At 46.6% G+C, this 25,803-nt stretch carries 26 protein-coding genes; 12 read left to right on the forward strand and 14 right to left on the reverse strand.

What is annotated here, in order from left to right:
• Positions 1-30: 30 nt before the first annotated feature.
• The 10 genes from E7027_03050 (at position 31) to E7027_03095 (ending at position 9,921) form a co-directional block, all read left to right on the forward strand.
• A complete protein-coding gene (locus E7027_03050; GenBank protein MBE6421098.1) occupies positions 31-219 on the forward strand; it encodes a hypothetical protein in 189 nt (62 codons plus the stop codon).
• 116 nt (positions 220-335) lie between these two features.
• Positions 336-1,043: a ribosome-recycling factor gene (locus E7027_03055; GenBank protein ID MBE6421099.1), complete on the forward strand. Its 708-nt coding sequence runs from the start codon at positions 336-338 to the stop codon at positions 1,041-1,043.
• A 61-nt stretch (positions 1,044-1,104) separates the two neighbouring features.
• On the forward strand, positions 1,105-3,699 hold the full coding sequence (gene secA / locus E7027_03060) for a preprotein translocase subunit SecA (GenBank protein MBE6421100.1): 2,595 nt from the start codon (positions 1,105-1,107) through the stop codon (positions 3,697-3,699).
• Positions 3,696-4,115: a hypothetical protein gene (locus tag E7027_03065; protein ID MBE6421101.1), complete on the forward strand. Its 420-nt coding sequence runs from the start codon at positions 3,696-3,698 to the stop codon at positions 4,113-4,115. Before secA ends, E7027_03065 begins: the two co-directional genes overlap by 4 nt.
• 8 nt (positions 4,116-4,123) lie before the next feature.
• Positions 4,124-5,752 (forward strand): apolipoprotein N-acyltransferase, encoded by a 1,629-nt coding sequence (lnt, locus tag E7027_03070; GenBank protein MBE6421102.1) that lies wholly within the window; start codon positions 4,124-4,126, stop codon positions 5,750-5,752.
• The gene (locus tag E7027_03075; GenBank protein MBE6421103.1) at positions 5,745-6,863 is read left to right on the forward strand and encodes a peptide chain release factor 2; all 1,119 of its coding nucleotides are present in this window, start codon (positions 5,745-5,747) and stop codon (positions 6,861-6,863) included. Before lnt ends, E7027_03075 begins: the two co-directional genes overlap by 8 nt.
• Positions 6,863-7,969, forward strand: coding sequence for a radical SAM family heme chaperone HemW (hemW, locus tag E7027_03080; GenBank protein ID MBE6421104.1), 1,107 nt, complete (start codon positions 6,863-6,865; stop codon positions 7,967-7,969). The genes E7027_03075 and hemW overlap by 1 nt, the downstream gene beginning before the upstream one ends.
• Positions 7,966-8,691, forward strand: coding sequence for a hypothetical protein (locus tag E7027_03085; protein MBE6421105.1), 726 nt, complete (start codon positions 7,966-7,968; stop codon positions 8,689-8,691). The genes hemW and E7027_03085 overlap by 4 nt, the downstream gene beginning before the upstream one ends.
• Before the next feature lie 5 nt (positions 8,692-8,696).
• Positions 8,697-9,149 carry a large conductance mechanosensitive channel protein MscL gene (gene mscL / locus E7027_03090; GenBank protein ID MBE6421106.1) on the forward strand — a complete coding sequence of 151 codons (453 nt, stop codon included), beginning with the start codon at positions 8,697-8,699 and terminating at the stop codon, positions 9,147-9,149.
• A gap of 193 nt (positions 9,150-9,342) precedes the next feature.
• A complete protein-coding gene (locus E7027_03095; GenBank protein MBE6421107.1) occupies positions 9,343-9,921 on the forward strand; it encodes a prepilin-type N-terminal cleavage/methylation domain-containing protein in 579 nt (192 codons plus the stop codon).
• Between the two features lie 52 nt (positions 9,922-9,973).
• Here E7027_03095 and mnmA read toward each other — a convergent pair whose 3' ends face one another.
• The 4 genes from mnmA to E7027_03115 all read right to left on the reverse strand — a co-directional run bounded on the left by mnmA (position 9,974) and on the right by E7027_03115 (position 15,648).
• Positions 9,974-11,053: a tRNA 2-thiouridine(34) synthase MnmA gene (gene mnmA, locus E7027_03100; protein MBE6421108.1), complete on the reverse strand. Its 1,080-nt coding sequence runs from the start codon at positions 11,051-11,053 to the stop codon at positions 9,974-9,976.
• Between the two features lie 114 nt (positions 11,054-11,167).
• Positions 11,168-12,355, reverse strand: coding sequence for a GAF domain-containing protein (locus E7027_03105; GenBank protein MBE6421109.1), 1,188 nt, complete (start codon positions 12,353-12,355; stop codon positions 11,168-11,170).
• A gap of 4 nt (positions 12,356-12,359) precedes the next feature.
• A complete protein-coding gene (locus tag E7027_03110; protein ID MBE6421110.1) occupies positions 12,360-13,661 on the reverse strand; it encodes a (Fe-S)-binding protein in 1,302 nt (433 codons plus the stop codon).
• Positions 13,654-15,648, reverse strand: a complete 1,995-nt coding sequence (locus E7027_03115) for an FAD-binding protein (protein ID MBE6421111.1) — start codon at positions 15,646-15,648, stop codon at positions 13,654-13,656. The genes E7027_03110 and E7027_03115 overlap by 8 nt, the downstream gene beginning before the upstream one ends.
• 64 nt (positions 15,649-15,712) lie before the next feature.
• Between E7027_03115 and E7027_03120 the strand changes: the two genes are divergently transcribed.
• Complete coding sequence (locus tag E7027_03120; GenBank protein MBE6421112.1) at positions 15,713-16,522, forward strand: hypothetical protein; 810 nt, start codon at positions 15,713-15,715, stop codon at positions 16,520-16,522.
• 20 nt (positions 16,523-16,542) lie between these two features.
• Positions 16,543-17,019 carry a prepilin-type N-terminal cleavage/methylation domain-containing protein gene (locus E7027_03125; protein ID MBE6421113.1) on the forward strand — a complete coding sequence of 159 codons (477 nt, stop codon included), beginning with the start codon at positions 16,543-16,545 and terminating at the stop codon, positions 17,017-17,019.
• Positions 17,020-17,074: 55 nt separating this feature from the next.
• On the opposite strand, the gene lepA is transcribed toward E7027_03125, so the two are convergent.
• The 10 genes from lepA to raiA are packed head-to-tail and all read right to left on the reverse strand — an operon-like array spanning position 17,075 to position 25,605.
• The gene (lepA, locus tag E7027_03130; GenBank protein MBE6421114.1) at positions 17,075-18,904 is read right to left on the reverse strand and encodes an elongation factor 4; all 1,830 of its coding nucleotides are present in this window, start codon (positions 18,902-18,904) and stop codon (positions 17,075-17,077) included.
• On the reverse strand, positions 18,891-20,633 hold the full coding sequence (gene ptsP, locus E7027_03135) for a phosphoenolpyruvate--protein phosphotransferase (protein ID MBE6421115.1): 1,743 nt from the start codon (positions 20,631-20,633) through the stop codon (positions 18,891-18,893). Before ptsP ends, lepA begins: the two co-directional genes overlap by 14 nt.
• A gap of 2 nt (positions 20,634-20,635) precedes the next feature.
• Complete coding sequence (locus E7027_03140) at positions 20,636-20,905, reverse strand: HPr family phosphocarrier protein (protein MBE6421116.1); 270 nt, start codon at positions 20,903-20,905, stop codon at positions 20,636-20,638.
• Between the two features lie 14 nt (positions 20,906-20,919).
• Positions 20,920-21,744: a hypothetical protein gene (locus E7027_03145; GenBank protein MBE6421117.1), complete on the reverse strand. Its 825-nt coding sequence runs from the start codon at positions 21,742-21,744 to the stop codon at positions 20,920-20,922.
• Positions 21,745-21,750: 6 nt separating this feature from the next.
• On the reverse strand, positions 21,751-22,356 hold the full coding sequence (locus tag E7027_03150) for a hypothetical protein (GenBank protein ID MBE6421118.1): 606 nt from the start codon (positions 22,354-22,356) through the stop codon (positions 21,751-21,753).
• Positions 22,353-22,820 carry a PTS sugar transporter subunit IIB gene (locus E7027_03155; protein ID MBE6421119.1) on the reverse strand — a complete coding sequence of 156 codons (468 nt, stop codon included), beginning with the start codon at positions 22,818-22,820 and terminating at the stop codon, positions 22,353-22,355. Before E7027_03155 ends, E7027_03150 begins: the two co-directional genes overlap by 4 nt.
• The gene (locus E7027_03160) at positions 22,820-23,227 is read right to left on the reverse strand and encodes a hypothetical protein (protein MBE6421120.1); all 408 of its coding nucleotides are present in this window, start codon (positions 23,225-23,227) and stop codon (positions 22,820-22,822) included. The genes E7027_03155 and E7027_03160 overlap by 1 nt, the downstream gene beginning before the upstream one ends.
• Positions 23,228-23,229: 2 nt before the next feature.
• The gene (gene rapZ / locus E7027_03165) at positions 23,230-24,087 is read right to left on the reverse strand and encodes an RNase adapter RapZ (protein MBE6421121.1); all 858 of its coding nucleotides are present in this window, start codon (positions 24,085-24,087) and stop codon (positions 23,230-23,232) included.
• Positions 24,074-25,054, reverse strand: a complete 981-nt coding sequence (gene hprK, locus E7027_03170) for an HPr(Ser) kinase/phosphatase (GenBank protein ID MBE6421122.1) — start codon at positions 25,052-25,054, stop codon at positions 24,074-24,076. Before hprK ends, rapZ begins: the two co-directional genes overlap by 14 nt.
• Entirely contained in the window at positions 25,054-25,605 is a 552-nt protein-coding gene (gene raiA / locus E7027_03175) for a ribosome-associated translation inhibitor RaiA (protein MBE6421123.1), read from the reverse strand. Before raiA ends, hprK begins: the two co-directional genes overlap by 1 nt.
• Positions 25,606-25,803 lie beyond the last annotated feature (198 nt).

The following is a 25,803-nucleotide window of genomic DNA, read 5'->3' on the forward strand; positions in this document are numbered from 1 at the left end:
GTAAAACAAACGAAAAAGAATTATACAGCCGTGGCTTTGCCACAATACAGCAAGTCGGTAAATAAATCTCGTGCCGCACAGGCACTCCCTGTTATCAAGTCTTTAATGCAAGCCGTGGAAGTTTATTTTATGGCTAATGGGACTGCCCCCGAAAGTTTGGAAGAGCTGGCTAAAGAAACGGGCGGTAAAAAAAGTTTCTTTAAAGAACTTTTTTCCTGAAAATCAAAAAGTTTTTAAAACGGCGTTTTAGGACGCCGTTTTTTGTTATCTTTCTCTTGACGGACCGCCCCTATATAAAGCACAATACAAATATATGCTTTTTAGAGGGGAAAATTATGAAACGCAGTTTACTTCTTTTAGCCGTTTGTGCCTTGTCTTCTGCCGTCTATGCGCAGAGCGGGGCGGAACAATATACGCGCGAGCAGGTGTTGGAAGTTTTTTCCAATTATAATCCTGTCGTGCTGGAAAACGCCAAAAACAACGAGAATTACGAAGCCGTTTTGGAAGCCTTCATTTCTTCTTACGATAAACCGGTTACGGCGCAAAACCGCTTTGAACTTATTGCCGTAGCACGCAACTTCGATAATTCCTTACTGCTTCGCCTGTGGGAAAATTCCTATAAAGAAACCTTGTCCATGGGTTCCTATGCCGGGACGAATATTTCCGCGCAAAAGCAAACAGCCCGCCAAGATTTGCTCCTTATTTTCGGAAGAATCTGGGCCAACTCCGTCCAACTTCGCGAAATGCAACTGCAGGAAGCAAAAGAAACCTTAAAGAAAACTCGCAAAGACAAAACGATTTCCAAATCGCTTAAACAGGAAAAAACGGATTTTCTGAAAGATGAAATTGCCGACCTGAAAAGCGAAATAAAAGCCCTTCGCAAAAATCCGGGTGAGCAAATCCAGCAAATTACGGATAGTTATATGGCTCAACTGGAGCAGGAAGTGGCCGCTGCTTTTTCTTCCCGCAAAACCGAGGAAGAATCCTCTCAAACGGAAAACTTGCAAGTAAAAACCAACCACAAAAAACCCGTTGCCAAATAAAATAGGTTTTGTTTTTCACTCGTAGTTTTACCCTATTTTATTTTTGAGGATTGTATTTATTATGATAAGAACTGCTATAGACAAAATTTTTGGAACCAAAAGCGAACGCGACCTAAAAAAAATTCAACATTATGTAGATTCGGCCAATAAATTTACAGCCGAATTTGAACCTCTTACAGACGAACAATTAAAAGCCAAAACCCAAGAATTCAAAAACCGCTTGCAAGCCGGTGAAACGCTAAACGATATTTTGCCGGAAGCCTTTGCCGTGGTGCGCTTGGCGGCCCAACGCGTAATCGGGCTTCGCCCGTATGATGTACAAATGCTGGGCGGTATTGTGCTTCACCAAGGGAAAATTTCCGAAATGGGCACCGGGGAAGGGAAAACCTTGGTTGCCGTGTTGCCCTCTTACCTAAATGCCCTTACCGGCAAAGGTGTACATGTGGTAACGGTGAACGACTACCTCGCCCGCCGCGATCGCCAATGGATGGGCCCTATTCACGAATTTCTGGGCCTTACCGTCGGTTATATTAACCACGATATGAACAGTGCAGAACGCCGCGAAATGTATGCCAAAGATATTACCTATGTTACTAACAATGAATTGGGTTTTGATTACCTGCGCGATAACATGGTAGTGTCTCGGGAAGAACGCGTGCTTCGCCCGCTTAACTACTGTATCGTGGACGAAGTGGACTCTATTTTAATCGACGAGGCCCGCACCCCGCTTATTATTTCCGGCCCGTCCGACCAAAGCACCGACAAATACTATGTGGTCAACCGTTTGATTCCTGCTTTGAAGATTCGTTTAATTACAGAAAAAGACGAAGTCCGCGCCAAATACGAAGGCGTTAAGTTGGAAGACGGCGTGGATGCGGTTATCGACGAAAAAGCCCACACGGCTACACTTACCGATACAGGTATTGCCAAGGCAGAAAAATTTTTGAACGTTCCCAACCTCTACAATGATGTGGAATCGGAATGGGTACACCACATTAACCAAGCCTTGCGCGCGCATCACTTGTACGAACGCGATGTGGATTATGTGGTAAAAGATGGGGAAGTGGTAATCGTGGACGAATTTACCGGTCGCTTGATGCCGGGCCGCCGCTGGAGTGACGGTTTGCACCAAGCCGTGGAAGCCAAAGAAGGGTTACAAATTAAAGAAGAAAACCAAACCCTGGCCACCATTACTTTCCAAAACTTCTTTAAGTTATACAACAAACTTTCCGGTATGACGGGTACCGCCATGACGGAAGCCAACGAATTTTGGCAAATCTATAAATTAGATGTGGTGGAAATCCGCCCGAATCGTCCTTCTAAACGCAAAGATTTTTCGGACTTGGTTTACCTGAGTGAACGCGAAAAGTTTGCCGCCATTGTGGACGAGGTGGAAACCTTGTGGAAACAAGGGGCTCCCGTCTTGGTGGGCACGCGCTCTATTGAAAAGTCGGAAAAACTGAGCCATATGCTCCGCGCAAAAGGGATTCCCCATAAAGTATTAAACGCCAAATATCACGAAATGGAAGCCCAAATCATCAGCCAAGCCGGGCGTAAAGGAGCGGTAACTATCGCTACCAACATGGCCGGGCGCGGTACGGATATTGTGCTGGGCGGCAACCCGGCCGACCCGAAGGAGCAGGAAGAAGTCGTCAATTTGGGGGGGCTTCATGTAATCGGTAGCGAACGCCACGAATCTCGCCGTATTGATAATCAATTGCGCGGCCGTTGTGCGCGCCAAGGAGACCCCGGTTGCTCCCGTTTCTATATTTCGTTGGACGATGAATTGATGCGTTTGTTTGCCAACACTACCAAAATTGCCTCTATTTTAAGCACTATGGGTATGAAGGAAGGCGAAGCGATTGAATCTCGCTTGATGACCCGTCAAATTGAAGGGGCCCAACGCATGGTGGAAGGACGCAACTTCGATATCCGCAAACAACTGCTGGACTACGATAAAGTAATGAACCAGCAACGCACGGCTATCTACGGATTGCGTAATGCCATTTTAGACGGCGAAAATATGACTGAAAAGTCCGTCCAAATGATGGAAGAAGTGATAGACGATTTGGTAGAACAATACTATCACCCGTCTCATCCGCAACGCTCGGACTTTGATACCCTAAACATCAACTTGCGCAATTTCTTCCCGGCGGAATTTGCCTATACGGCTGAAAATGTGGGCCGTAAGTCGCAAGAGGCTTTGGCCGATGAAATTATCGCCAAAGTAAAAGATTTATACCAAGAACGCGTGCGTTATTTTACCGAACAAGGCATCAATTTCTCCGAAATCGAAAGAATGCTGTTGTTGCAATTGTTGGATAGCGCATGGAAACAAAACTTGTACGAACTTGACCAACTGCAAAGCAGTGTCAGCCTGCGCGGTTATGCTCAAAAAGACCCGTTGATTGAATACCAAAAAGAATCGTACAAACTCTACTCTTCTATGTTAAATCGCGTGCGCGATTTGATGGTAAGTTATATTTTCCGCCTCCAGTTGCCTCCCCGCCGCACCGCGGCCGAACGGGCGCAAGAGGCCGCCGCCAAAAACCCGGACAATAAAGGTAAGCCGCTTACCAAAACCATTGGCCGTAACGACCCTTGTCCGTGCGGAAGCGGGAAAAAGTATAAAAAATGCTGTGGAGCAAATTTATGAAAAATAAAATAAAAGCAGTCTTATACTTGTTAAGTGCGGTGGGTGTACTCGCTTTGGTGCCCGTATTCCTTTCCAAAGATGCTCCGATTGAGGTGGTTATCCCCAGTTTGAGTTTGCAGGAAATGAACGCCCAGGAAGCCAAACAAAAAGAACAAGCTACCCGTGCCGTAGTGCGTCGTATGTATCGTTGCGAAGTGGACGAAGATTGCATCATCGTGGACAAAGACCCGTGCGGTTGTTGGGCCGGCCCGTCCGGCGTAACGGCTATCAATGTGGGATATACGCTTGAGTTCAATAAAATGAACGAAAAATCTTTGGCTAAAGCATGCCCGGATACGGCCCCCTCTACGGAAAAAGAATGTAGCCCTTCCGCTCATGCCGTTTGCAAATCAAAAGTTTGCCGCATTGCCTATTAGTTTAAGATATGCGTCCGTTTCGCCAACGAATTTCCGACCAGGATAAACAGTCCAAAACGCCCTTTTCCGTTCATATGAAAAAATTCTTGCGAACGGTAGGGCGTTGGCTGTTTTTGTTGTTGTGTGCGTTGGGAACGGCTGCGTTGGTGGTAGTAAGTTATCCCAAATACTCCCACTCCTTTTTGGCTTGGTTGGCACTTGCGCCGTTTGTATGGGGGATTACCAAAACCCGTGGCTTTTGGTCTTCCTTTTTTTATAGTTGGCTCACCGGTATCCTTTTCAATGCCGGTGTTTTTTATTGGATTTATTACACCTGCTTACACGGAGGGGGGCTCTCCCAAGGATTATCTTTGGCCGCTTGGTTAGGGCTCAGCGGCCTTTTGGCATTACAGTTCGCTTGCTTCGGCGGCAGTTGTTTTTATTTAAGAAATTCCAAAGGATATTTCCCTCTTCTTGCGGCTTGCGGTTTTGTTACTTGGGAGTGGTTACACCAACTTCTTGCGTTTTATGGGTTGGGGTTTCCGTGGCTTATGTTGGGTTACACTCAATGGAACGCTCCGGAGTTTATCCAACTGGCCTCTTTTACCGGGGTTTATGGTGTTAGTTTTATAGTAGCGTTTACCGGGGCCAGTATCGGTTGGGCTTTTGCCGAACCCAGTATCAAGCGGGCTACGACGCATATGCTCTTGGCTGCCGCCGTCTTTTTGGGAACTTTCATGTACGGGCATTTCTCCCTTCCCGATGAAAAAGACCCGTCCTCCCGCCAATCTTTGTTAAGCCTTTCAACCGCGGTGTTGCAACCTAATATCGACCAATACAAAAAATGGAACGAAACTTTTGAAAAAGAAATTTTGGATACCATTACCTCCATGGGTAACGAATTGGAAGGCAAGGGCGTAATGCTTGCCGTTTGGCCGGAAAGCACCGTTCCCGGAACCTTGACGGAAGAGAAATATAAGCAGTTATTTGCGGGTATTTCTGCCCGTTCCGGAGCCCACCAATTGATAGGTTCCAATATCCCGCAGGCTACTTGGCAGTATGTGGGAAGTTATTTGATGAGCCCCGAACAAGAAAAACTGCAGGATTACCGCAAGGTAAAACTGGTTCCTTTCGGGGAATATATCCCGCTGGAAGATTTTGTTAAATCTCTTTTTCCCGATGTGGCTATTTTGGGTGAACTCGGCTCCTTTACGCCCGGAAATCGCGAGCAAAATTTATTGAATTTGGCCGGCGTTCCCTTGGGTTCTACCATTTGTTACGAATCTATTTTCCCGCAGTTGTGGTTAGCGCAAAACCGCCAAGGGGCTAAGTTATTTGTAAACTCCACTAACGATGCTTGGTTTTTTGATACGGCCGCTCCGTATCAGCATTTGGCGGTAAATGTTTTACGCGCGGCAGAGACGAGCCGCCCGGTCTTGCGCGCGGCGAATACGGGCTTTTCCGCCGTGATAGATTCTTATGGCCGTATTACGCAGAAAACGGATCTTTTTACGAGGGATACTTTGTTTGCATCCGTCCCGCTTTCTACGGGAGATTCGGTTAATTTTTACACCCAATGGGGGGAGTGGTTTGCCTGGGTGTGTGCGATTTTATATTTTACTTTGTTAATCTCTTTAATGGTTTTTTTCTATGAATAATATTGAATTCAAAGATGTAGAACAAAAAGTAGCGGAGCTGGCCGCCCGCGTTGCCAAAATTGAAACGATTGATGATATCCCCGGTAAAAAAGCAGAACTTGCCAAGCTGGAAAAAGAATCTGCCGACCCTTCTTTTTGGAACGATACCAAAAAAGCAAAAGAGGTCAGCCGGCAAATCGATTTTTTGAAAACCGCCATAGAAACCTTTTATGCGCTTCGCAAAAAAACGGACGATGACCAGGCTCTTTTTGAACTCTGCAAAGAAATGCAGGACGAAAGCGAACTGGCCGCGTTAGCGGAATCTTTGCAGGAAACGGAACGACAGGTGGAAAAGAAGGAAGGCGAAATCCGTTTGTCGGAACCGAACGACAAATTAAATGCTATTTTAACGATTCACGCCGGAGCGGGCGGGACGGAATCTTGCGATTGGGCACAGATGCTCGTGCGTATGTACACGCGCTGGGCCGAACAACACGGTTTCAACTTTTCCGTGCTGGACGCACAACCCGGTGATGAAGCCGGCATCAAAACTTTATCCGCCATGGTGGAAGGGCCCTTTGCGTATGGCTATTTGAAAGGCGAAAACGGCGTTCACCGTTTGGTGCGCGTTTCTCCTTTTGATGCCAATGCCCGCCGCCACACTTCGTTTGCTTCGTGCGATGTTTTGCCGGACATTGATGAAGATATTAATATTGAAATTCCGGAAAAGGATATTCAGTTGGAAACTTCCCGTGCCGGCGGCCACGGCGGCCAAAACGTAAACAAAGTGGAATCGGCCGTGCGTTTGTTGCATATTCCCACGGGGATAGTGGTTTCCTGCCGCATTGAGCGCAGCCAGTTGCAAAACCGTCAAACGGCTATGAAGATGCTAAAGGCCAAACTCTACGAAATGGAAATGGATAAAAAGCGCAGTGAAGCCGAAAAACGCTACGGTCAAAAAGGGGAAATCGCATGGGGGCATCAAATCCGTTCGTATGTGTTTATGCCTTATCAGTTGGTGAAAGATTTGCGCAGCGGGCATGAAACTTCCCAAATCAACGCCGTAATGGACGGAGATTTGGATCCGTTCATTTTTGCCTTTTTGAATCACGAAGCCGAAAATAAAAAATAATGAAAACCGGTCTTTATATTCATCTCCCGTTCTGCAAGCAGAAATGCAATTATTGTGATTTCGCTTCTTTTGCAGGGCGGGAATTTTTAATAGACAATTACCTTTCCGCCCTGGAAAAAGAGGCCGCGCTTTCTCCCGTGTCCCGATTCGAAACGCTGTATGTGGGCGGCGGTACCCCCAGTGTTCTTTCCGTAGAACAACTCGAACGCCTGTGTTCCGTTTTAACTAAAAAATTCGGCCCCGTTTCTTCCTTCGAAGAAAGCACCTGCGAGGCCAACCCCGAAAGTTTAACTCCCGAAAAAATTGCCGTACTGAAAAAAGCGGGTTTTAACCGCCTTAGTATGGGGCTGCAAAGTTTTAATGATAAAGAACTTAAAACCTTGGGGCGCGTGCATGATGCGGCCACTTTTTTAACAGCCTATCAAAATGCGCGAAGCGGCGGCTTTGAAAACATAAATGTAGATTTAATTGCAGGCTTGCCCGGCCAAACTTTAGAAAGTTTTAAGGCAAGTTTGCAGAGGCTTATTTCTTTGCAGCCCGAGCATATTTCCGTATATGGATTGCAAATAGAAGAAGGCACTCCCTTTTTTGAGCGGGGGATCGTGTGCGACCAACTTTTAATGCGCCAAATGCTGGAAGAAACGCGCCTGCGTTTGCAAGGGTTGGGATATCATCATTACGAAATTTCCAATTTTGCCCTGCCGGGTAAAGAAGCCCGCCACAATACCCATTATTGGCAGTATGGCGAATATATCGGCCTGGGCAGTTCGGCGGCTTCGTATCATGCGGGAGTGCGCTTTCAAAACACGGCAGATTTGCAGGAATATATCCGCCGGATAGAAAGCGGGCAAAGCCCCGTTTCTTTTCGCGAAAAGTTAGAAGGAAAAGAAAAAGAAGGCGAAAAACTGATGTTGGCTTTTCGCCGGTTAGACGGGGTGGAGTTATCCGCCGAGCAACAAGTATTTTTTGGTAAAGAAATAGAAAAACATCTCAAAAGCGGCCTTCTCTTGCAGGAGGGTAAAAAGGTAAAATTAAGTAATGAGGGGCTGTTTTTGGCAAACGAAGTTTTTTGCAGTTTCGTTGCCCCGTTTGATGAGGACGCATGAACTTAACTCCCGTTAGTACCGAAGTTTTTTCTCCGCGCCAAAACTTAGCGGACTTTATTGTTCGTTATATTCCGTCCGTGGAAGAAGGGTGCGTGTTGGCGGTGGCGTCCAAACTGTTTGCTCTTTGGAAAGGCGAAATTTTGCCTTATCAAAACACAACTCAAAAAGAAGATTTGATTTTGCGCGAAAGTACCCACGCGCTAAAAACACCGCTTGCCTGGTTTACCGTTAAAGACGGCATGGTGATGACCAACGCGGGGATAGATGAGTCCAATGCCGATGGGAAATTATTACTCTTGCCGAAGGATATGTATGCGTTGGCGCAGGAACTCCGCCAAGAGCTGCAAACCCGTTGGGGCGTAAAAAATCTAGGTGTTTTGGTAACCGACAGTATGATTTTGCCCCTGCGTGCAGGCGTAGTGGCGGCGGCGGTGGCGTATGCGGGTTTTAAGGGCGTGAAAGATTTGCGCGGACAGCCCGATATTTACGGCAAACCGCTGGAAGTAACTTTAGTAAATGTGGCCGATTCTTTGGCAACGGCGGCCGCTTTGTGTATGGGGGAAGGAAATAACAAAACCCCTCTTTGCTTGATTCAAAACGCACCTGCGGAATTTACGGACAAAACAAACGAAACGGAAATAAAATATCCCGTGGAAAACGATTTATATACCCCGCTTTTTCAGGCGGTGGGATTTATAAAAAAAGGAGACAAAAAAGCATGAAAAATATGATTGGTGAATTTAAAAAGTTCATCATGCGCGGCAATGTGATTGATATGGCTGTAGGTATCATCATCGGCGGCGCATTTACCAAAATTGTAAACTCCATGGTGGCCGATATTATGATGCCGCCGTTGGGGTTGTTGATGGGGAAAGTAGATTTTTCCAACTGGTTCGTAGTCATTAAACAAGGTGCTACCGAAGGCCCGTACGCTTCCTTGTCGGCGGCTCAAGCGGCCGGTGCTACCACCTTGAATATCGGCACCTTTTTGAACGCCGTTATCAGTTTTATCATCGTAGCGTTTTGTATTTTCCTTCTCATCAAAGGTATTAACAAATTAAACGCTCCGAAAAAAGAAGAAGCCCCCGCTGTTCCCACCACGAAGAAATGCCCCTTCTGCTGCAGCGAAATTGCGATTGAAGCCACCCGTTGCGCGCATTGTACTTCGGAACTCAAATAATAGTTTGTACCAAACTGTTTTTTACGCCCCGATTCTTTTTGAATCGGGGTTTTGTTTTTTGGGCCGTAAAAGAAGGGGTTTCTCGACGAGAGCTTGACCCGTTTTTTTTTTTTCTTACAATGTACCTAATCGGCAGGCAGGAAGAATTGTAGTGTTGTTTGTTTGCCGTAAACCTGTTTATAAGAGGTTTTGTATGAAAAAGGGTTTTACTTTGATAGAACTTTTAGTTGTAGTGTTAATCATCGGTATCTTGTCTTCCGTCGCATTTCCTATGTACGAAAAAGCGGTATGGAAGGCCCGGGCCGCTATTTTACAAACGGCAGTAAAAAATTTGGCCGATGCCCAGGAACGCTTCTATTTAGCAAACGGATATTATGCGCTATCTTTTGACGAGTTGGATATTTCCATGAATTCCTTATCACCTAAAACCTTTCCTAATGTTTGGATGATGTTTTACGCTTTGAAACAACCCCAGGATGGAGCCGCTTTTGGAAATGATGATTTTACTGTAGGTATTGCCGTTAGAGAAGGGACATACCGCAACAGCATGGTATGGTCGGTCGGATGGTTCAACAGAGGCCCCTACAAAATTCTCAACAGGGGAACAGGCTTTGCCTTTGCTCACGAAGATTATCGCATGGGAACCCGTCCTATGAAAACGATGCTTTGTTCGGAAGATGGGTTTGTGCAAGATAGGGGATATTTTTGCAAACGGGTGATGGGAGGAGAAGAACTCGGTAAGTTTCAGGATAGCTACCTTTATTCCCTTTAGAAAAAACCCCGCAAAAAGCGGGGTTTTTATTTCTCTGTTTGCTTCAATTTTACTACAAAATCACTCCACCGCCCAACACAATATCGCCCTGGTATAACACGGCGCTTTGCCCGGCGGTAACGGACATTTGTTCTTCTTCAAATTCAGCCTGTAATTTCCCGTCCGTCACGCGCACTCGCGCTTTGGCGGGATAGTGCAAGTTGCGAATTTTTATTTCACACTCAAATTCTTCCGCCGGCGGATATCCTGCCACCCAAGTAAGGTCGTCCGCCGTGAGTTGTTTGGAATACAAGGCTTCCTTCGGGCCGATAATCACTTGGTTTTTGGCGGCATCAATGCCTACCACATACATCGGCACGGGAAACCCGCTGATGCCGAGCCCTTTGCGCTTGCCGATAGTGTAACCCCAAATGCCGTTGTGGCGGGCAACCACTTTCCCGTCTTGCGTAACCATATCTCCGGGTTTGTTGGGGAAGTTTAACAAATCGTTATAATCGCCGCAGTAAAAGTCCTGGCTGTCTTCTTTATCCGCCACGGAAAGCCCCGCTTGGCGCGCGATTTCGCGTATTTCCGCCTTCTGCATACCACCCAACGGGAAAAGCGCGCAGGATAGTTGTTTTTGGCCCAAACGATGCAGGAAATAACTTTGGTCGCGGGCGATTTCCACCCCTTTTTTAAGCAAATAGGTATCGGTGGCAGCATCATGCACAATTTGGGCATAGTGCCCTGTGGCAAATTTATCAAATAAAATGCCTTGTTTGGCGGCCGCGGCGGGAAGTACACCGAATTTGATTTGGCTATTGCAACGCACGCACGGGTTGGGGGTGCGCCCTCGGGCGTATTCGTCGCGGAAATTATCCAACACTACTTGGCGGTAAGTTTCGCGGCAGTCCACGGCCATGTGTTCAATGCCCAGTTTATCGGCAATGGCTTTAATTTCGCTCATATCTTCTTTTTCGGGAGATAAACAGGCGTTTTTTTGATAAATTCCTTGCGGAACGGGGAGGGAAGGATCCCAAATTTGCATGGTAGCCCCGATCACGCGGTAGCCCTGCTGTTGCAAAATAACGGCCGCGGCGGCGGAATCTACCCCGCCGGAAAGGCCTACTAAAACGGTCTCTTTTTCCATCATAACCTCGTTGATAAAAAATTGTACTTAAGGTTGAAAGCCAAAAGGACACTATATTGTAGTATTTTTGCTTGCCGTACGGACAGATAAAGAAAAACCCCGAAGTTTTCGGGGTTTTTAAGAAGGTTTTTGTTCCGTTACATCAGCCGTTTGGTTTTCCGGCTGGTTAACGGAAATGTGCGCGTAGAGTTTGCGTACGGAAGGATAAATCTTTTTGAAGGCCGCCACGCATCTGGGGTCGAACGACTTGCCCGACTCTCCTAAAATATAGGCGTAGGCATCGTCCGTTTTCCACGCTTTTTTATACACGCGGAACACGCACAACGCATCAAACACATCGGCTACGGTAATAATACGGGCTTCTATCGGTATTTCTTCTTCTTTTAAGCCTTTGGGATAGCCGGCACCGTTCCATTTTTCGTGGTGATACAGGCTCATCTTGTGGGCAATTTTTAATACCTTGGAGTGGGCCCCTTCCAAAATGCGCCCGCCGTAAACGGTGTGCGATTTCATAATTTCAAATTCTTCGGGGGTCAGTTTCCCGGGTTTTAACAAAATGTTATCCGCCAGGGCCACTTTGCCGATATCATGGAGCGGGCTGGCGTTTTTAATCAGTTCCGCATCTTTTTTGCTCATACCCAAGGCAAGCGCCAAGAGGTAAGAAATAATGCTGATATTTTTTAAGTGGGCGCGTGTGTCTTGCTGGTCGCGGTATTCCGCGGTAACGGCCAAGCGGTAAATGGTTTCCAATTGCGCGACATGGACATCTTGGTAAAGTTTGGCAATTTCAATGGCACTGCCGGCTAAAGTAGCGAGCAACAATAAAATGCCTTCGTCTTTTTTATCAAAGGGGGTTCCGTCAGATTTATTGGCCACCTGAAAAACACCCAACACTTTTCCGGAGTTATTTTTCAGCGGAACGGCCAACATGGTGTGGGTGCGGAAATCGGTTACCATGTCCACATCCATGGAAAAACGGGGGTCTTCGTAGGCATTGGCCAGGTTGATGGTTTCCCCGGTGCGCGCTACCATGGAGATAGCACCGCTCCCGTTAAGAGGCACACGAATTTCCGTATGTTCCAATCCGCGCCCTTGGGCGATTTTGGACCATAATTCGTTCTTTTCCACATCTTTGAGGTAAATGGTGCAGCGGCCGACATCGAGCATAGCGGTAATTTGCTGGGCAATAATATCCAGCAGTTTATCTAACCGCAATTCACTGGAAATACGCGTACCGAATTCTACCAACAGGTTTAATTTTTCTTCGGCAGAAAGTTTGGTGCTTTCCGGCTTAAAAGTATGCATGTCGTTACCCGTTTAAGCGTATGATATGTTCGGCCTTGGCGGACGGAAAAAACTTTTTGAGGCGGTAGTCCAATTCCAAAGCGGACAGCCCGGATAATGTAAACACAGTCCCTGTCTGTGTTCGGGCGACCGTACGCACGGCGCTTAGTGCGATTTTTTCATGCAACTCCAATTTAGCCAATGCGTACCCGAACGCGGGTATGTCCGCGTCCGTATAAGAACACTCTACAAAATTTTTTCTAAAAAGTGTTTTTAATATTGCTTCGCTTTTCTGCGCGGGGATACTTTCCCGAGTGAAAAGAGCCGACGGTTCCAACCGCACGGGAGTAGCGAAAGTTTTGGTTTGTAGCGGTTTTTTCGGTAATAATTCGGCCGCAAATGTAATTTTTTTAGCAAAGGCGGTGGCTTTTTTTTGCCAAAATTTATTGCCGGCAAACAGTTGAGGTGCTTTTTGTAAAAAATTATATACATCTATGCTATCGGTAATCAGGGGGAGTTTGGCTTTTTCCGTTTTTAAGTGGCGTACGATTAAACGGCGCACCGCCTTTTTGCTTTGGCGCAAATCTCCGTACACATATTCAAAAAGACCCGAGGACATATTGTGCCATAGAATTGTTCTTTCGCCTGCTGTTTTCAGCACGGACAGGGCCAACTGCGGCATAAAAAATTCGGCTTCCAAAGAAGGCAGATAAATTTTTTTGGGTGTACCTTCCGCAGGAGGAAGTTCTTTTAATAATTTTTTAAGAGAAGGAATTTTTTTCGGCAGCAGTTCGTCTGCGTAGGTTACCCAGTTTAGGCTTTTGAGTCGCAAGATTCCGCTTGCGCGTAATAAACCGATAAATCCAATCTTGCGCAACACAAGGCCCGTGCGCAAAAGACTCCCGAAAAGTGAAGGAGCGGCACTCCTTAAATGAAGAATTGCCTGTAACGGGCGGGGTAATACTCTTTTTTGTAATGCGCGCCGCATTTCCAAGATATGTTCTGCGGTGGGAATTTTCCCCGCGCAGGCCTGTGTGCATCTTCCGCAAAGCAGGCACGAATCTACCGATTGTAAGAGAAGATCCCGGTTGGCGGTAAGTTTCAGTTTCCCTTCTGCCAGTAACCGCAACGCCTGGTTGCGCCCGCGCGGGGAAAAAGTTTCTTGATGAAAGATTTGATAAGTGGGGCAGGCTTGTTGGCAACTGCCACAACGCGTGCAGTAGGCGGAAGAATCATACACGCTTCTTTCTCCGAAAGCGGTGTGCAGTTCGGTTAAATGGCGTTTAGGGTGCAGGGGGTCTATTTGTGGGGTATAAAACTCAGGCATGGGGCTCCTCCTGCAATGCAGGGAATAAGTCTTCCGGGTCTAATTGATGTTTTAGTTTTTTCCACAGAAGATTTGATTTTGCGAGGACAAAAGGTTTTTCCTGCGGAATTTCTTGCGGGGTGGCATAAACCTTAAAGGTGATTTGGGTAACCAGGCCCAGCGTTCCCTGTGCGCCCGCAAATAAGCGCGTTAGGTTGTACCCGGCGGCGTTTTTCATTAGTTTCCCGCCGTATCGTGCGAAAGAGCCGTCCGGCAAAATGGCTTCCAACCCTATCGCCTGGGAATAAAACACGGGAAAACAACCCGAAGAAAACAGCCCGCCCAAAGTCCCTTCTCCCGAGGGGAGCTTCGCATGGACTTGCCTGTCTTGCAAGGCTTTTTTAAGTTCGCTTAATTTTACGCCTGCCTGTGCGGTGACGGTATAGTTTCGGGTATCAATTTCTAAAATTTTGTCCAAGGTTTTTGCGGATACCAAGTTGTGCGCTTGTGTTTGTAGGCGCGTGTTGGCTCCCACTATGGAGGAAGGGAGCCTGCCTTCTCTGCGTTTTCGTATTTTGTCGGCCAAATGTTTTACTTCGGCCGTAAGTTCTGTCTGCTCGCGCGATTTTTCGGTATATCCAAAGGGGATAATTTTAAGGGGGTTGGATAGTTTTTCCGGGTCTATGGCTTGTTTGATGCGGGCCATCAGAGTAAGGGTCGGCTCTTCGTACTGATAAGACATAACGGCGCGTTTTTCCACCCCTACGCCATGCTCGCCGGATACGGTACCCCCGAAATCTACACAAGTTTGCAAAATTTGTTTTAACGCATGAGCTACTTGTTTAGTTTGCAGTTTGTTACGTTCATCGAAAATAATTTGCGGATGAAAATTTCCGTCTCCCGCGTGAAAAAGCAAACTGGCGGAAAGTTGGTGTTCTTGTAAAATTTGACGCACTTTTTTAAGTGCCGCAGGCAGTTCGCTGCGCGGGACGGTGCCGTCTCCCACTGCCACATTGGGGGCTAAACGCGCCATGGCGGCATAAGCGGCACGGCGGCCGGCCCATAAGCGTTGGCGTTCCTCGTCCGTTTTGGCCGTTATAAATTGAGTGGCCCCGTTTTGACGGCAGATTTCTTCCAGTATTTTTTCTTGCGTTTCTATTTGAAAAGGGTTTCCGTCCAGTTCCAAAATCAGCAGTGCGTCCGCTTCTTTGGGATATCCTGCTTTGGAAAAATCTTCTACCGCGTGGATAGTGGTTTTATCTAATGCTTCTACGCAACGCGGAATAATGCCCCGGGCGGTTAGGTCGGTTACGGTTTGCACACTGCTTTCCAAGGAAGTAAAAGTGGCTAAAAAAGTTTTAATATAAGCGGACGCAGGCAGAATTTTTACTTTTAAGCGGGTGATCAGGCCCAGGGTTCCTTCGCTCCCGGCAAGCAGACCCAAAAAATCCGGGCCGCCGTTTTCCCGCGAAAGGTGCACGGTTTCTCCGCCGGGTAAAACCACTTCGGCTTCCAGCACATGGTCTAAAGTGCCGCCGTATTTCATACACCGCGCGCCGCTTGCGTTTTGGGCAAGGTTTCCTCCCAGCGTGCAGACGCGCTCGCTGGCCGGGTCGGGAGCGTAAAAAAAGCCCAGTTTTTCCAGTTCCCGTTGCAAGTCCCCCGTAATCACGCCGGGTTCCACGATAGCAAACCCTTCTTGTGTGTTGATTTGCAAAATTTTGTTAAGCGCACACAGATTAAGAATTACCCCTCCGTGCAAAGTACTGCATCCGCCGGCATGGTTGGTGGCGGCGGCGCGGGGGACAAACGGAATTTTATGTTGATAAAGGGTGCGCAATAAATTGGGGATAATTTCCGCCCGTTGCACTAAAATCAACCCGTCCGGGCGTGTGCGGGAGAGGGAACAATCGTACGCGTGCAACAGCAAAGAAGCCTCGTCCGTAAGGACATTTTCTTTTCCGGCAATCTTTTTTAAGGCTTCCAGGGCGTGGGGGGGTATTTTCATAAATTGTTTGTCAGGTAAAACTTTTTGTATATTATTATTATATTATTTGTGTTAGGTTAAAATCATGCACAAACAAAAGCAAGGGAAAAGGTTGGTTGTAGTAGGAGATGTGCACGGACAGTTTGAACCGTTTGTAAAAATCTTGCGCCATGCGGGATTGATAGACGAGGAAAACAACTGGCTGGGTACGCACGACCGCTTACTGCAAATGGGTGATATTTTTGACCGCGGGCCTTTTTCCCGTAAAGTAGATGATTTGTTAGATAATCTGCAGAAACAGGCTTCTATGACGGACGGGGAAGTAATCCGTTTGGTGGGGAACCACGAGTTGGAACTTTTGCTTTCCAATTTTATTATTTCCGGTTTTAACAAAGAAGAAGCCAAATTTATGCGCGATAAATTAAGCCAACAAGTGCTGGACGGCGCTTGGAAGGCGGCTTATGCGTATAAAGGGTTTTTGTTTACGCACGCCGGGGTAACACGCAAACTCTTTAAGATTTTTCAAATGCAATTGGACGAAGCCACCGAAACCAATGTGGCGGTTCTTATCAATTTAATTTTCAAAGAATCTATTAAACACCAATTTTTTAAGCACCCTATTTTCAATATCAGCATCAGCCGCAAAGGGCCGGATAAATTCGGCGGAATTTTTTGGGAAGATTTGGAAGATTTGGTAAAGTCTTATCCCAAAAGCCCGCTGGTGCAAGTGGTGGGGCATACGCAAGTGGATAGAATTATTTTGGACAGAAGTGCCAATATTATTCCTGTAGATGTGGGCCTGCACCGCAAACTTCAATACTTGGTAATTACGGACGACGGCGTTCCGCACATTGTAGATGTTCCGGAAGAGAAGGAAAAATCTTCCGCGGAATAAAAAACGGTAAGGAGATAAAGGTGAAAAAAGGTTTTACTTTAATAGAACTATTGGTAGTCGTTTTAATTATCGGGATCTTGTCTGCGGTGGCGCTCCCGCAATACACCAGAGCAGTAGAAAAGAGCCGTGCCACCCAAGCCATGACATTGGTCAAAGCCATTGCGGATGCGCAAAAGGTTTATTACTTGGCAAACGGCACTTATGCTACCAAATTTGAAGATTTGGATATCAGTATGCCGTGGACTGAAACCGGAAATTCCGTTGCGTACGGGGACTTTCGGTACTATGCTCTTCTCAGCGCATCTCCCCGTTATTATATCCAGGCCACTTATATCAAAGATTCTTCCGCGGGTTGGTTGATAAACTATTATTTAGATACGAAAACCTTAGCCTGTGTTACCCCTAAATCTAACACGAAGGGGAATCACTTTTGTAAGGGGTTCTCTTCGGTTATTGTTCCATGTGCTACTTCCGGTTATAATTGCTATGTGATTTAACTTGTTATTTAATTAAAAAACCCCCGCTTATTGCGGGGGTTTTGTTTGTGTCTTTCTATTCTTCATCAATCTTTAACATGGCAACGAACGCTTCCTGCGGAATGTTCAAACTGCCGATGCTCTTCATGCGCTTTTTTCCTTCTTTTTGTTTTTCAAGCAGTTTACGCTTGCGGGAAATATCGCCCCCGTAACACTTGGCAATAACGTCTTTGCGGAAGGCGGGGATTGTTTCGCGCGCGATTACTTTGCCGTTAATGGCGGCTTGCACGGCCACTTCAAACTGTTGGCGGCCGATGAGTTCTTTTAGTTTGGCACACAGGGCACGGCCCATGGTTTGGGCTTTTTCTTTATGTACCACAACGGAAAGCGCATCTACGGGCGAGCCGTGGAGTAAAATTTCCATTAGCACCACATCGGAACTTCTAAACCCGGCTACTTCGTAATCAAAGGAAGCATACCCTTTGGAAACAGATTTGAGTTTATTGTAAAAATCAATTACCATTTCGCCCATGGGCATTTCGTATTTGATAATCACGCGCTGATTGGATAAGTGATCCATATTCATAAACACACCGCGTTTTTCCTTCAGCAGTGTCATCACGCCGTCCATAAATTCCACGGGCGTAACAATTGTGATGTGGATAACCGGTTCTTTGATATCAATGATATCGCCGTGCGGCGGGAAGTTGGCAGGGTTATCAATAATCTTATATCCGGGATCGTCGGGGGCGTCCGGCAGAGCGGAAAGTTCCTGCGGGTGCGATTTGCGCGGAGTAAATTTAACGTGATACACCACGTTGGGGCTGGTGGCAATCAGCGATAAGTTAAACTCGCGTTCCAATCTTTCTTTTACGATTTCAATGTGCAAAATTCCCATGAAACCCAAACGGAAACCAAAACCCAAGGCTTTGGAAGTTTCGCTTTGGTAATGGAAGGAAGAATCGGATAAATTTAATTTTTCCAAGGCTTTTCTTAAAAGCGGAAAATCGGTCGTTTCCACGGGGAAGATGCTGGCAAACACAACGGGTTTGGCATCTTCGTAGCCGGGGAGCGGGTCTTGCGCGGGGCGTTCGGCCAAGGTGACGGTATCCCCTACTTTTACTTGGTGAATATCTTTGATGCCTGCTACCAAATAACCTACTTCCCCTGCGGAAAGTTTATCGCATTTGTGGAGTTGTTTGGGGGTCATAAACCCGATTTCTTCCGTTTTGTAAGTGGCGCCGGAAGACATAAACTGAATCGTCTGCCCCGGTTTAACAGTGCCGTCCACTAAGCGGATATACATAATAACCCCGCGGAAGGGGTCGTAATAAGAATCAAAAATCAGGGCGCGAAGCGGAGCGGTGCTATCGCCTTGCGGAGCAGGCACATCAGCGATAATGCGGTCTAGCAAATGTTCTATCCCCATACCTGTTTTGGCGCTTACGCGTTCGGCTTCCACCGGTTCGTGCAAAATGTCCCACAGTTGTTCTTCCGAAGCATCTGCATCAGATTGGGATAAATCCACCTTGTTCATAACGGGGATAATGTGAAGGCCTAAACTTTGGGCCAAATGGGCATGCGCTACGGTTTGGGCTTCCACCCCTTGCGAGGCGTCCACCAAGAGGAGAACCCCTTCGCAGGCACGCAAGGAACGGGCCACTTCGTACGAAAAATCTACGTGGCCGGGAGTGTCAATTAGGTTTAGGATATAATCTTTATACTGAATACGCACCGCTTTGGCTTTAATGGTAATGCCGCGCTCGCGCTCTAAATCCATGCCGTCTAATAATTGCGCTTGCATTTTGCGCTTGGGAACGGTGCCGGTATCTTCTAAAATACGGTCGGAAAGGGTTGTTTTGCCGTGGTCAATATGGGCCACGATGGAAAAGTTACGAATCTTCATGTTTGTCGTTCTGCTCTATTAAATTACGGATTTCTTCCGAACTGCCCATGAGGAGTGCCGCTTGGGCCAGGTCGGAACATTGTTCAAAATTGGAATTGCGGATTACATTTTTAACACGCAAATACATACGCGGTGTAACGGAAAGTGCGTCCACCCCTAAACCCAGCAATAAAGCAAGCATGCGCGTATCGGAGGCTAATTCCCCGCAGATGCTCACTTCTTTACCGCGATTGTGTGCTGTTTGAATAATGTGGCTGAGTGTTCTGCCTACTGCCGGGTGGCAGGAGTCGTACATGTGGGCCACTTCTTGGTTGACGCGATCTACCGCTATTAAATATTGTATCAAGTCATTAGTGCCAATGGAAATAAAATCGAGTTCGCCTATCATGCCGTCCAACGCAATGGCGGCGGCGGGAACTTCAATCATAGCACCCAAAGCAATTTTGTTAATAGGCTTTTTGCCTTGTTGTTCAAACTCGGCCAGGACTTGATTGAAAGCTTTGCGTACATGGCGTACTTCTTCCACGGAAGAAACCATGGGAATCATAATGCGCACTTGGGCCGGTACGGCACAAGCGGTGCGTACAATGGCACGCAACTGCGTAAACAAAAGTTCCGGGTTTTTTAAGAATAAGCGAATCCCGCGGCAACCCATAAAGGGGTTGTCGTCTTGGTCAAATTCGTCTAACGGAAAATCGGGCATTTTATCGGCGCCGAGGTCTGCCAAACGGATTGTGGCCGGGCGCATATCAAAACGCTTAAAGACGGATAAATAAATTTGGTATTGTTCTTCCTCGGTTGGCGGAACAGGCGTGTTCATGAACAAAAACTCGGTACGCAAAAGGCCCAACCCGTCCGTAATTAAGCGTTTATTTTCTTTATTATCGGTACGGGGATCGTAATTGACATAGAGTTTTACTCTCCGCCCGTCCTGTGTAACTACGGGCAAGTGGTTGATTGTTTTTAAGAGAGATTCCGTCTTTTTGATTTCGCGCTGAATTTTTCGGTAATTAGCCAGGGTGTAACGGTCGGGATTGATGACCAGTAGCCCGTTTTCCCCGTCAATAATCAGGGTGTCTCCGGCGCGGACTTCTTTGGAAGCGGTAGAAAGCCCCACCACGGCAGGCAAATTTAAACTTTGCGCCAAAAGAGCCGTGTGGCTTGTTTTCCCGCCGACATCGGTGCAGAAACCGATTACTTGGTTTTCTTGCAGGTTAATCGTGTCGGAAGGGTAGAGGTTATGGGCTACAAGTAAGGAATTTTTTTGAATAGAGGCCAAAAATTCCCGCTTGCCTCCGTCTAAATTATTTACCAAACGCTTGCCGACGTCAAAAATATCGTTTCGGCGTTCTTTGAAAAAGGGGTCTTTGATTTTATCAAATCCGGCGGCCAGTTCCTGCAGGGTAATAAATAAGGCCGCTTGGGCGGAAAGATATTCCCCTTGTATTTTTTTGCATACGCTTTCGCGAAGGGCAGGGTCTTGCAGGATAAGTTTATGGGTGGACATTAAGTTGGCATATTCGGCCCCTAATTCGGTGAGGACTTTTTGTTCGCACTCGTCCAACTCTTCCAGCGTTTTTTGCATGGCGGAATTAAGTTTTTCAATTTCCGCCGGGATTTGGGCCGCATCAACATACTGGCGGGTAAGCGCAAATTTTTCACCCGGCATCAAAACGGCAGGGCCGATGGCTACTCCGGGGCTGGCGGCAATCCCTTTTAATACCAACATAATTAAAATTCCTCGTTAAATTTATTATCAAAAAGTTGTTTGATAGCGTCGAAGGCTTGCTGTTCGTCTTCCCCTTCCGTGGTAAGGCGAAGCGTAGAGCCGAATTCGGCCGCCAACATCATAACACCCATGATGCTTTTGGCATTTACGCGCACGGAGTCTTTTTCCAACAGCACTTCGCATGTAAACCCGGCGGCGGTTTGGGAAATCAGCGCAGCAGGGCGGGCATGGAGTCCTAAGCGGTTTGTAATTTTTAAGTCTTGTTGGATCACGGTTTTTCTCCTGTTTATAAATAACACACAATGTTAAATACTACCACTGCCGCCAAATACAAGTACATGTTCGGCAAGCGTAGTTTGCGCGTAATAAAACTGATAACGACAAAGAATAATACAATCGTAGCACGGGTAAAGAAGTGAACATCTATTAAAGACGAAAAATCTTTTACATAGTGATAGGCTCCCAATAAAAGCATACCGCTTGCAAGCACCAAGCCCGTGCGCTTGGCATAATAAATGGTTTTGTTCCAGTCAAAGCAAGTCAGCCCGTAGCAGGTGCTCTCGTCCGAGCGGAAACTGAGCGAAAGCCCGCGCCATTTAACAAAAAGAGCAATTGTGTTGAACGATAAAAAAGCCGCGAGGCCGGCAATCAGTACGCACCAGGGGGAAGGGGCGGATAAATCGTCAATTTCAAAAAAGTTAATTCCGCAGGCCAGTAAAATAAATAAAGCCAGTAACAGCGTCAGCGGTTTTAAGGTTCCCCAAAAAAGCCTGTCCCCGATAGAGGCCGTAGTAATGGAAAGACCGCGTTTGATGCCGGCCCACGAGGTTACTTTTTCCTTAAAATCGGTAAGAGATTTGGCGTGTGCCACTTCCGTTTCCTGCTGGGCAAGCGCACCAAAGCAGAAGGAAGCCATTACCGGTTGCGTGTTGAAATTTTCCAAATAGCGGTTCAAAACGGAGGGGAGTGCTTCCCGGTCGTCTTTATAAAGTTGTTTCAAAAACGGCAACATAACAAATACCAAGCCGATGTTTTGGTATTTCATGTAGTTCCACCCGGTCTGTAAAAAGAAGGAGCGGAGAAACATATTTAACTGTAGCGTAAATTTCATAAGCCGTTATTTGAATTTCAGTCCAAAAGTGGGTACCAAGGTGGCCAGTCCGATCCAAGGTACAGCCATGTAGGCAAACCTACAGGCGAAATGTGCTTTAAGCGGAATAAGCGGCATTAAAAATACCATAAACTTTCCGCAGACAAGCACAAAAAGAAAAATCAAAATAAAGTTGATTAAAAACGACGAACCGAGTGAAAAACCCACCGTACGATTGATAGCGTTTGGATTTTGCAAGATTTGCTGTTCCCAATACACAAGCCACTTAAAACGTTTTTTGCGCATAAATTTTTCGGCGACGGAAAATAAAATGGCCATCAGCACCCCGAAGAAAAACGCAAAATAAAGTTCCACCCCCATGGCTTTTAGAGCCAGGGTAACCGCACAACACACCACCGCGCTGGGAGGCAAAATCCCGCCCAAGGGGTTCACATCGGAAAAAATAAGTTCCGTAAAAATTCCTACCTGAAGCCCGGCCAGCAAGTCTCCGGTCAAGAGCCCCAAAAGCGGGCCTGCAATAATACCGCGCGAGAAGGTTAACTGGAAAGCGTAAGTGGTATCCAATTCCAGTAAAGCGGCCACGGCAACCAGGGTAAAAATTTCCGGGGTCATAAAAGGGCCTCGCTGATAGAAATGGAAGTGGAATTTGGCACGGCGCGTGTTTCAACTGCAATGCCTAAATCGCGGATAATTTTTAGCAGGCGTTTGTCTTCGTCGTCCAAGAACACATTGTCTGCCAATTTTTGGGCCCCTTCCTTAAAGTGCATTCCGCCGATGTTAAGTGATTTGATTTGCAAACCGTTTGCAATCATTTCTTTGGCTTCCTGCAAATCGGCCATTAAAAGGAAAATTCTTTTTTTGGAAGAGGCAATGTAGCGCGCGGCGGATACAAAATCTAAGATAGACAAATCATATTCGTACGGAAGGCTTAAGCGCAAAAGACCGCGATTCAAGCACGTTTCCTTCCCCTTGTGGCAAGGAATCAGCACTTCGTCAACGGTTAATTCCGGTAGCCAAGCCTGTACGATTTGGCCGTGGATTAAGCGGTCGTCTACCCGCGCGAAAATAATAGGCATTAAAATCCTTTGATTAAAAGTTCCGTTGCATTGATAACGGCGCGTTTGCCGTCTGCTTCGATTTTTTCCGCCAGTTCCTTGGCCGAAAGTTTTTTGCGGCTGTTAATAGCCGTTAAGAGCATGCTTAAATTCAACCCCGTGATAACATGGCAGTTGGAAAAATCTTTGCTGGCCGTAAGCGAAATATTGGTGGCGCTTCCGCCGAAGATATCCGTTAAAATAAGGGCGCCGTCTTCACAGGCAACTAATGTTTCTTTTAAGCGCGCCGCTTCTTTTTCGACAGAAGAAGCCGCCGTTACGGTAAAAGTGGCAAATCCTTCTTCGGAAGGCTTGCCGATGATTTGTCCGGCCGTTTCCAACATTTGTTGGGCTAAATTTCCATGCGTAACCAAAATAATTTTTACCATAATTAAATTCCTATATCCCTGTGAAATTCCGAGGCGCTTAACCCCTGTTTATTTAAGTATTCCGCCAGTGCATGGGCCATAAACACACTGCGGTGATGCCCGCCCGTGCAACCCATGGCAATCGTCAAATAACTTTTCCCTTCTTTGATGTATTGAGGAATCAGGTATTTGATGAAATCGGCGAATTTTCCGGCAAATTCATGCGATTGCTTGAAGGACATGATGTAATCTTGCACTTCTTTTTCCAGCCCTGTTTTTTCTTTTAATTCTGCAATGTAATACGGGTTGGGCAAAAAGCGGACATCCATTACGATGTCGCAATCTTTGGGAATCCCGTGCTTGAACCCGAAAGACATTACGGAAATCTGCATATCTCCGGCGCGCGCAATACCTAACAAACCGGATAATTTTTCTTTTAGTTCTCCCAATTTAAGAGAAGAAGTATCAATTACTTTATCGGCAATTGATTTAATGGGAATCAACAATTCCCGCTCGTGCGCGATAGCGGCCGCTAATTTCTTTTGAATCGGGTGACGATGTTTGGTTTCGGAAAAGCGGCGAATCAGGCACTCTTCGGAGGCGTCCAAAAATACTACTTTTACCGTAAAATCGTCCTTCACCAAAGCATCTAACAACTTGGGCACTTCGCGCAATCTGTCGCCTTCGCGCACATCTACGCCCAGTGCAACATTTTGCATGGTGTCGGTGGTTTTTACATAATCGATAAAATTGCCGAAAAGAGCCAAGGGCAAATTATCCACACAGTTAAAACCCAAGTCGCCGAACATTTTAAGTGCTTGGGATTTTCCTGCCCCGCTCATACCGGTGATAATAAAAACTCTTCTTTTATTGTTTTCCATTTTTATCCCCGGTTCCTTTTTTCATTTTATCCAAAATCTTTTGGCTGAATTCCTTGGCGGAAAAAATACCTTGGCTTTTTAACTGTTGGTTCAGGGAAGCCACTTCAATAAGTACTGCCAAGTTGCGCCCGGGGGTAACGGGCAACCCCAGCGAAGGAATTTCTACCCCTAAAATGTTAGTCGTTTTTTGCTCTACTCCCAAGCGGTCTAAGGGTTGTTTGGACGGAGAGGTAAGTACTACTTCCATATCTATTTTGGCTTCGTCAAGCGTAGAGCCTACGCCAAACAGAAGCGGTACGTCCAAAATACCTAAACCTCTTACTTCCATGTAATGTCTTAACATGGTAGGGCAGGAGCCGACCAAAAAACGGCCACGGCTTTTTTGAATTTCCACCACATCGTCGGCCACCAAAATATGGCCGCGTTTGATAAGTTCCAGTGCACATTCGCTTTTGCCGATGCCGGACTCTCCGCGAATCAGCACCCCGATTCCGCTTACATCTACCATTACCCCGTGCACATGGGTAACGGGCGCCAGTTTTTCGTCTAAAAATCGGGAAAATTCCGCCACGAAAGCGGCCGATTCCATAGCCGTTTTCAGCACCGGCACATCAGCCCCCAAACAGGCTTTTCTGATCGCGGGTAGCGGGTCTAAATCGGCGGTCATAATAACACAGGGCACATTTCCTTCGCTTAACATTTTGGAAACATTGGCCCGCAAGCGCGCTTTGTTTTCTTTTTGGCAGAAGGCATGTTCTCCCCGGCCGAAAACCTGCACCGAATTAGCACGAAAATTATCCAAATGCCCGCCGAGCGCCAGGCCGGGGCGGTTGACACTGCCCAGCGTAATCTCGCGGTGGATATATCTTTTTCCGCAGACTAACTCCAGGTTAAGCCTCTTAACCTGGAGTAGTTCTGCTACCGTAATGGATTTGGTAAATTCCATTTCAGCCCCGTCTTGTGTCATTATTTCTTTTTGATGGGTTTAATCAGGCCGTAGGTGCCGTCCAAGCGTTTGAAAATCAAGTTGATTTGCTTGGAATCTTCGTCTAAGAACATCCAGAAGGAATAACCCAGGCGTTCCATTTCGTAAGCGGCATCTTCCGGATTCATGGGAGATACTTCCACTTGTTTGATGACGGAGAATTTAACATCGTTTTGCTGAATCATAATATGTTCGGCAAAAGTGCTCAAGTCCGCTTCTTTTACGGATTTTTTGCTTACTTTGCGGGCTTTGGCTTTATTTTTAATTTTCTTGGCTTGCGCTTCGGCTTTTACGGCAGCGGCGTCAATGGCTTTGTAAAGGTTGCTTTCCACGGCGCTGGCGCTGATGGTGGTTTTGGCACCGGTGTGCAAAATGATTTCCGCTTTTTGGTTGATTTTCTTTTCTACCGAAATAAGCACTTGGGCGGAAACAATGTTATCGAAAAAGTTTTCCACTTTGCTTACGCGGGTATTGATATATTCTTTGATAGCCGGCGTTAATTTGATGTTTTTAGCCGTAATTTTAATATCCATAAATTCCTCCGTTTAGTGGTTGCGAGAGAGTCCCCCGTAGAGTTATTAAACCATTAAAAATGCCGTCTGTCAATCGTTCGCGCGAACGCGCGCAAGGGGGAGAAAAAAGCCGCCGTAAAGTTTAGGGCGGAAACAGGCAGGAAAAAGAGAAAGAATTATTTGATAATGCCTCCAAGACCGTCGAATACTGTTAGTCTA

This window comes from Elusimicrobium sp. (assembly GCA_015062115.1).
Classification (GTDB): Bacteria; Elusimicrobiota; Elusimicrobia; order Elusimicrobiales; family Elusimicrobiaceae; genus Avelusimicrobium.

Coding starts and splice junctions, on each gene's coding strand:
- E7027_03110 (MBE6421110.1), bottom strand. CDS start 13,661: ATGCCTGAGTTTTATACCCCACAAATAGACCCCCTGCACCCTAAACGC.
- mnmA (MBE6421108.1), bottom strand. CDS start 11,053: ATGATGGAAAAAGAGACCGTTTTAGTAGGCCTTTCCGGCGGGGTAGAT.
- lepA (MBE6421114.1), bottom strand. CDS start 18,904: ATGAAGATTCGTAACTTTTCCATCGTGGCCCATATTGACCACGGCAAA.
- E7027_03055 (MBE6421099.1), top strand. CDS start 336: ATGAAACGCAGTTTACTTCTTTTAGCCGTTTGTGCCTTGTCTTCTGCC.
- rapZ (MBE6421121.1), bottom strand. CDS start 24,087: ATGGAAAACAATAAAAGAAGAGTTTTTATTATCACCGGTATGAGCGGG.
- E7027_03105 (MBE6421109.1), bottom strand. CDS start 12,355: ATGCATACTTTTAAGCCGGAAAGCACCAAACTTTCTGCCGAAGAAAAA.
- hprK (MBE6421122.1), bottom strand. CDS start 25,054: ATGACACAAGACGGGGCTGAAATGGAATTTACCAAATCCATTACGGTA.
- E7027_03115 (MBE6421111.1), bottom strand. CDS start 15,648: ATGAAAATACCCCCCCACGCCCTGGAAGCCTTAAAAAAGATTGCCGGA.
- ptsP (MBE6421115.1), bottom strand. CDS start 20,633: ATGTTGGTATTAAAAGGGATTGCCGCCAGCCCCGGAGTAGCCATCGGC.
- secA (MBE6421100.1), top strand. CDS start 1,105: ATGATAAGAACTGCTATAGACAAAATTTTTGGAACCAAAAGCGAACGC.
- raiA (MBE6421123.1), bottom strand. CDS start 25,605: ATGGATATTAAAATTACGGCTAAAAACATCAAATTAACGCCGGCTATC.
- E7027_03155 (MBE6421119.1), bottom strand. CDS start 22,820: ATGCCTATTATTTTCGCGCGGGTAGACGACCGCTTAATCCACGGCCAA.
- mscL (MBE6421106.1), top strand. CDS start 8,697: ATGATTGGTGAATTTAAAAAGTTCATCATGCGCGGCAATGTGATTGAT.
- E7027_03120 (MBE6421112.1), top strand. CDS start 15,713: ATGCACAAACAAAAGCAAGGGAAAAGGTTGGTTGTAGTAGGAGATGTG.
- E7027_03150 (MBE6421118.1), bottom strand. CDS start 22,356: ATGACCCCGGAAATTTTTACCCTGGTTGCCGTGGCCGCTTTACTGGAA.
- E7027_03065 (MBE6421101.1), top strand. CDS start 3,696: ATGAAAAATAAAATAAAAGCAGTCTTATACTTGTTAAGTGCGGTGGGT.
- hemW (MBE6421104.1), top strand. CDS start 6,863: ATGAAAACCGGTCTTTATATTCATCTCCCGTTCTGCAAGCAGAAATGC.
- E7027_03160 (MBE6421120.1), bottom strand. CDS start 23,227: ATGGTAAAAATTATTTTGGTTACGCATGGAAATTTAGCCCAACAAATG.
- E7027_03095 (MBE6421107.1), top strand. CDS start 9,343: ATGAAAAAGGGTTTTACTTTGATAGAACTTTTAGTTGTAGTGTTAATC.
- lnt (MBE6421102.1), top strand. CDS start 4,124: ATGCGTCCGTTTCGCCAACGAATTTCCGACCAGGATAAACAGTCCAAA.
- E7027_03075 (MBE6421103.1), top strand. CDS start 5,745: ATGAATAATATTGAATTCAAAGATGTAGAACAAAAAGTAGCGGAGCTG.
- E7027_03085 (MBE6421105.1), top strand. CDS start 7,966: ATGAACTTAACTCCCGTTAGTACCGAAGTTTTTTCTCCGCGCCAAAAC.
- E7027_03145 (MBE6421117.1), bottom strand. CDS start 21,744: ATGAAATTTACGCTACAGTTAAATATGTTTCTCCGCTCCTTCTTTTTA.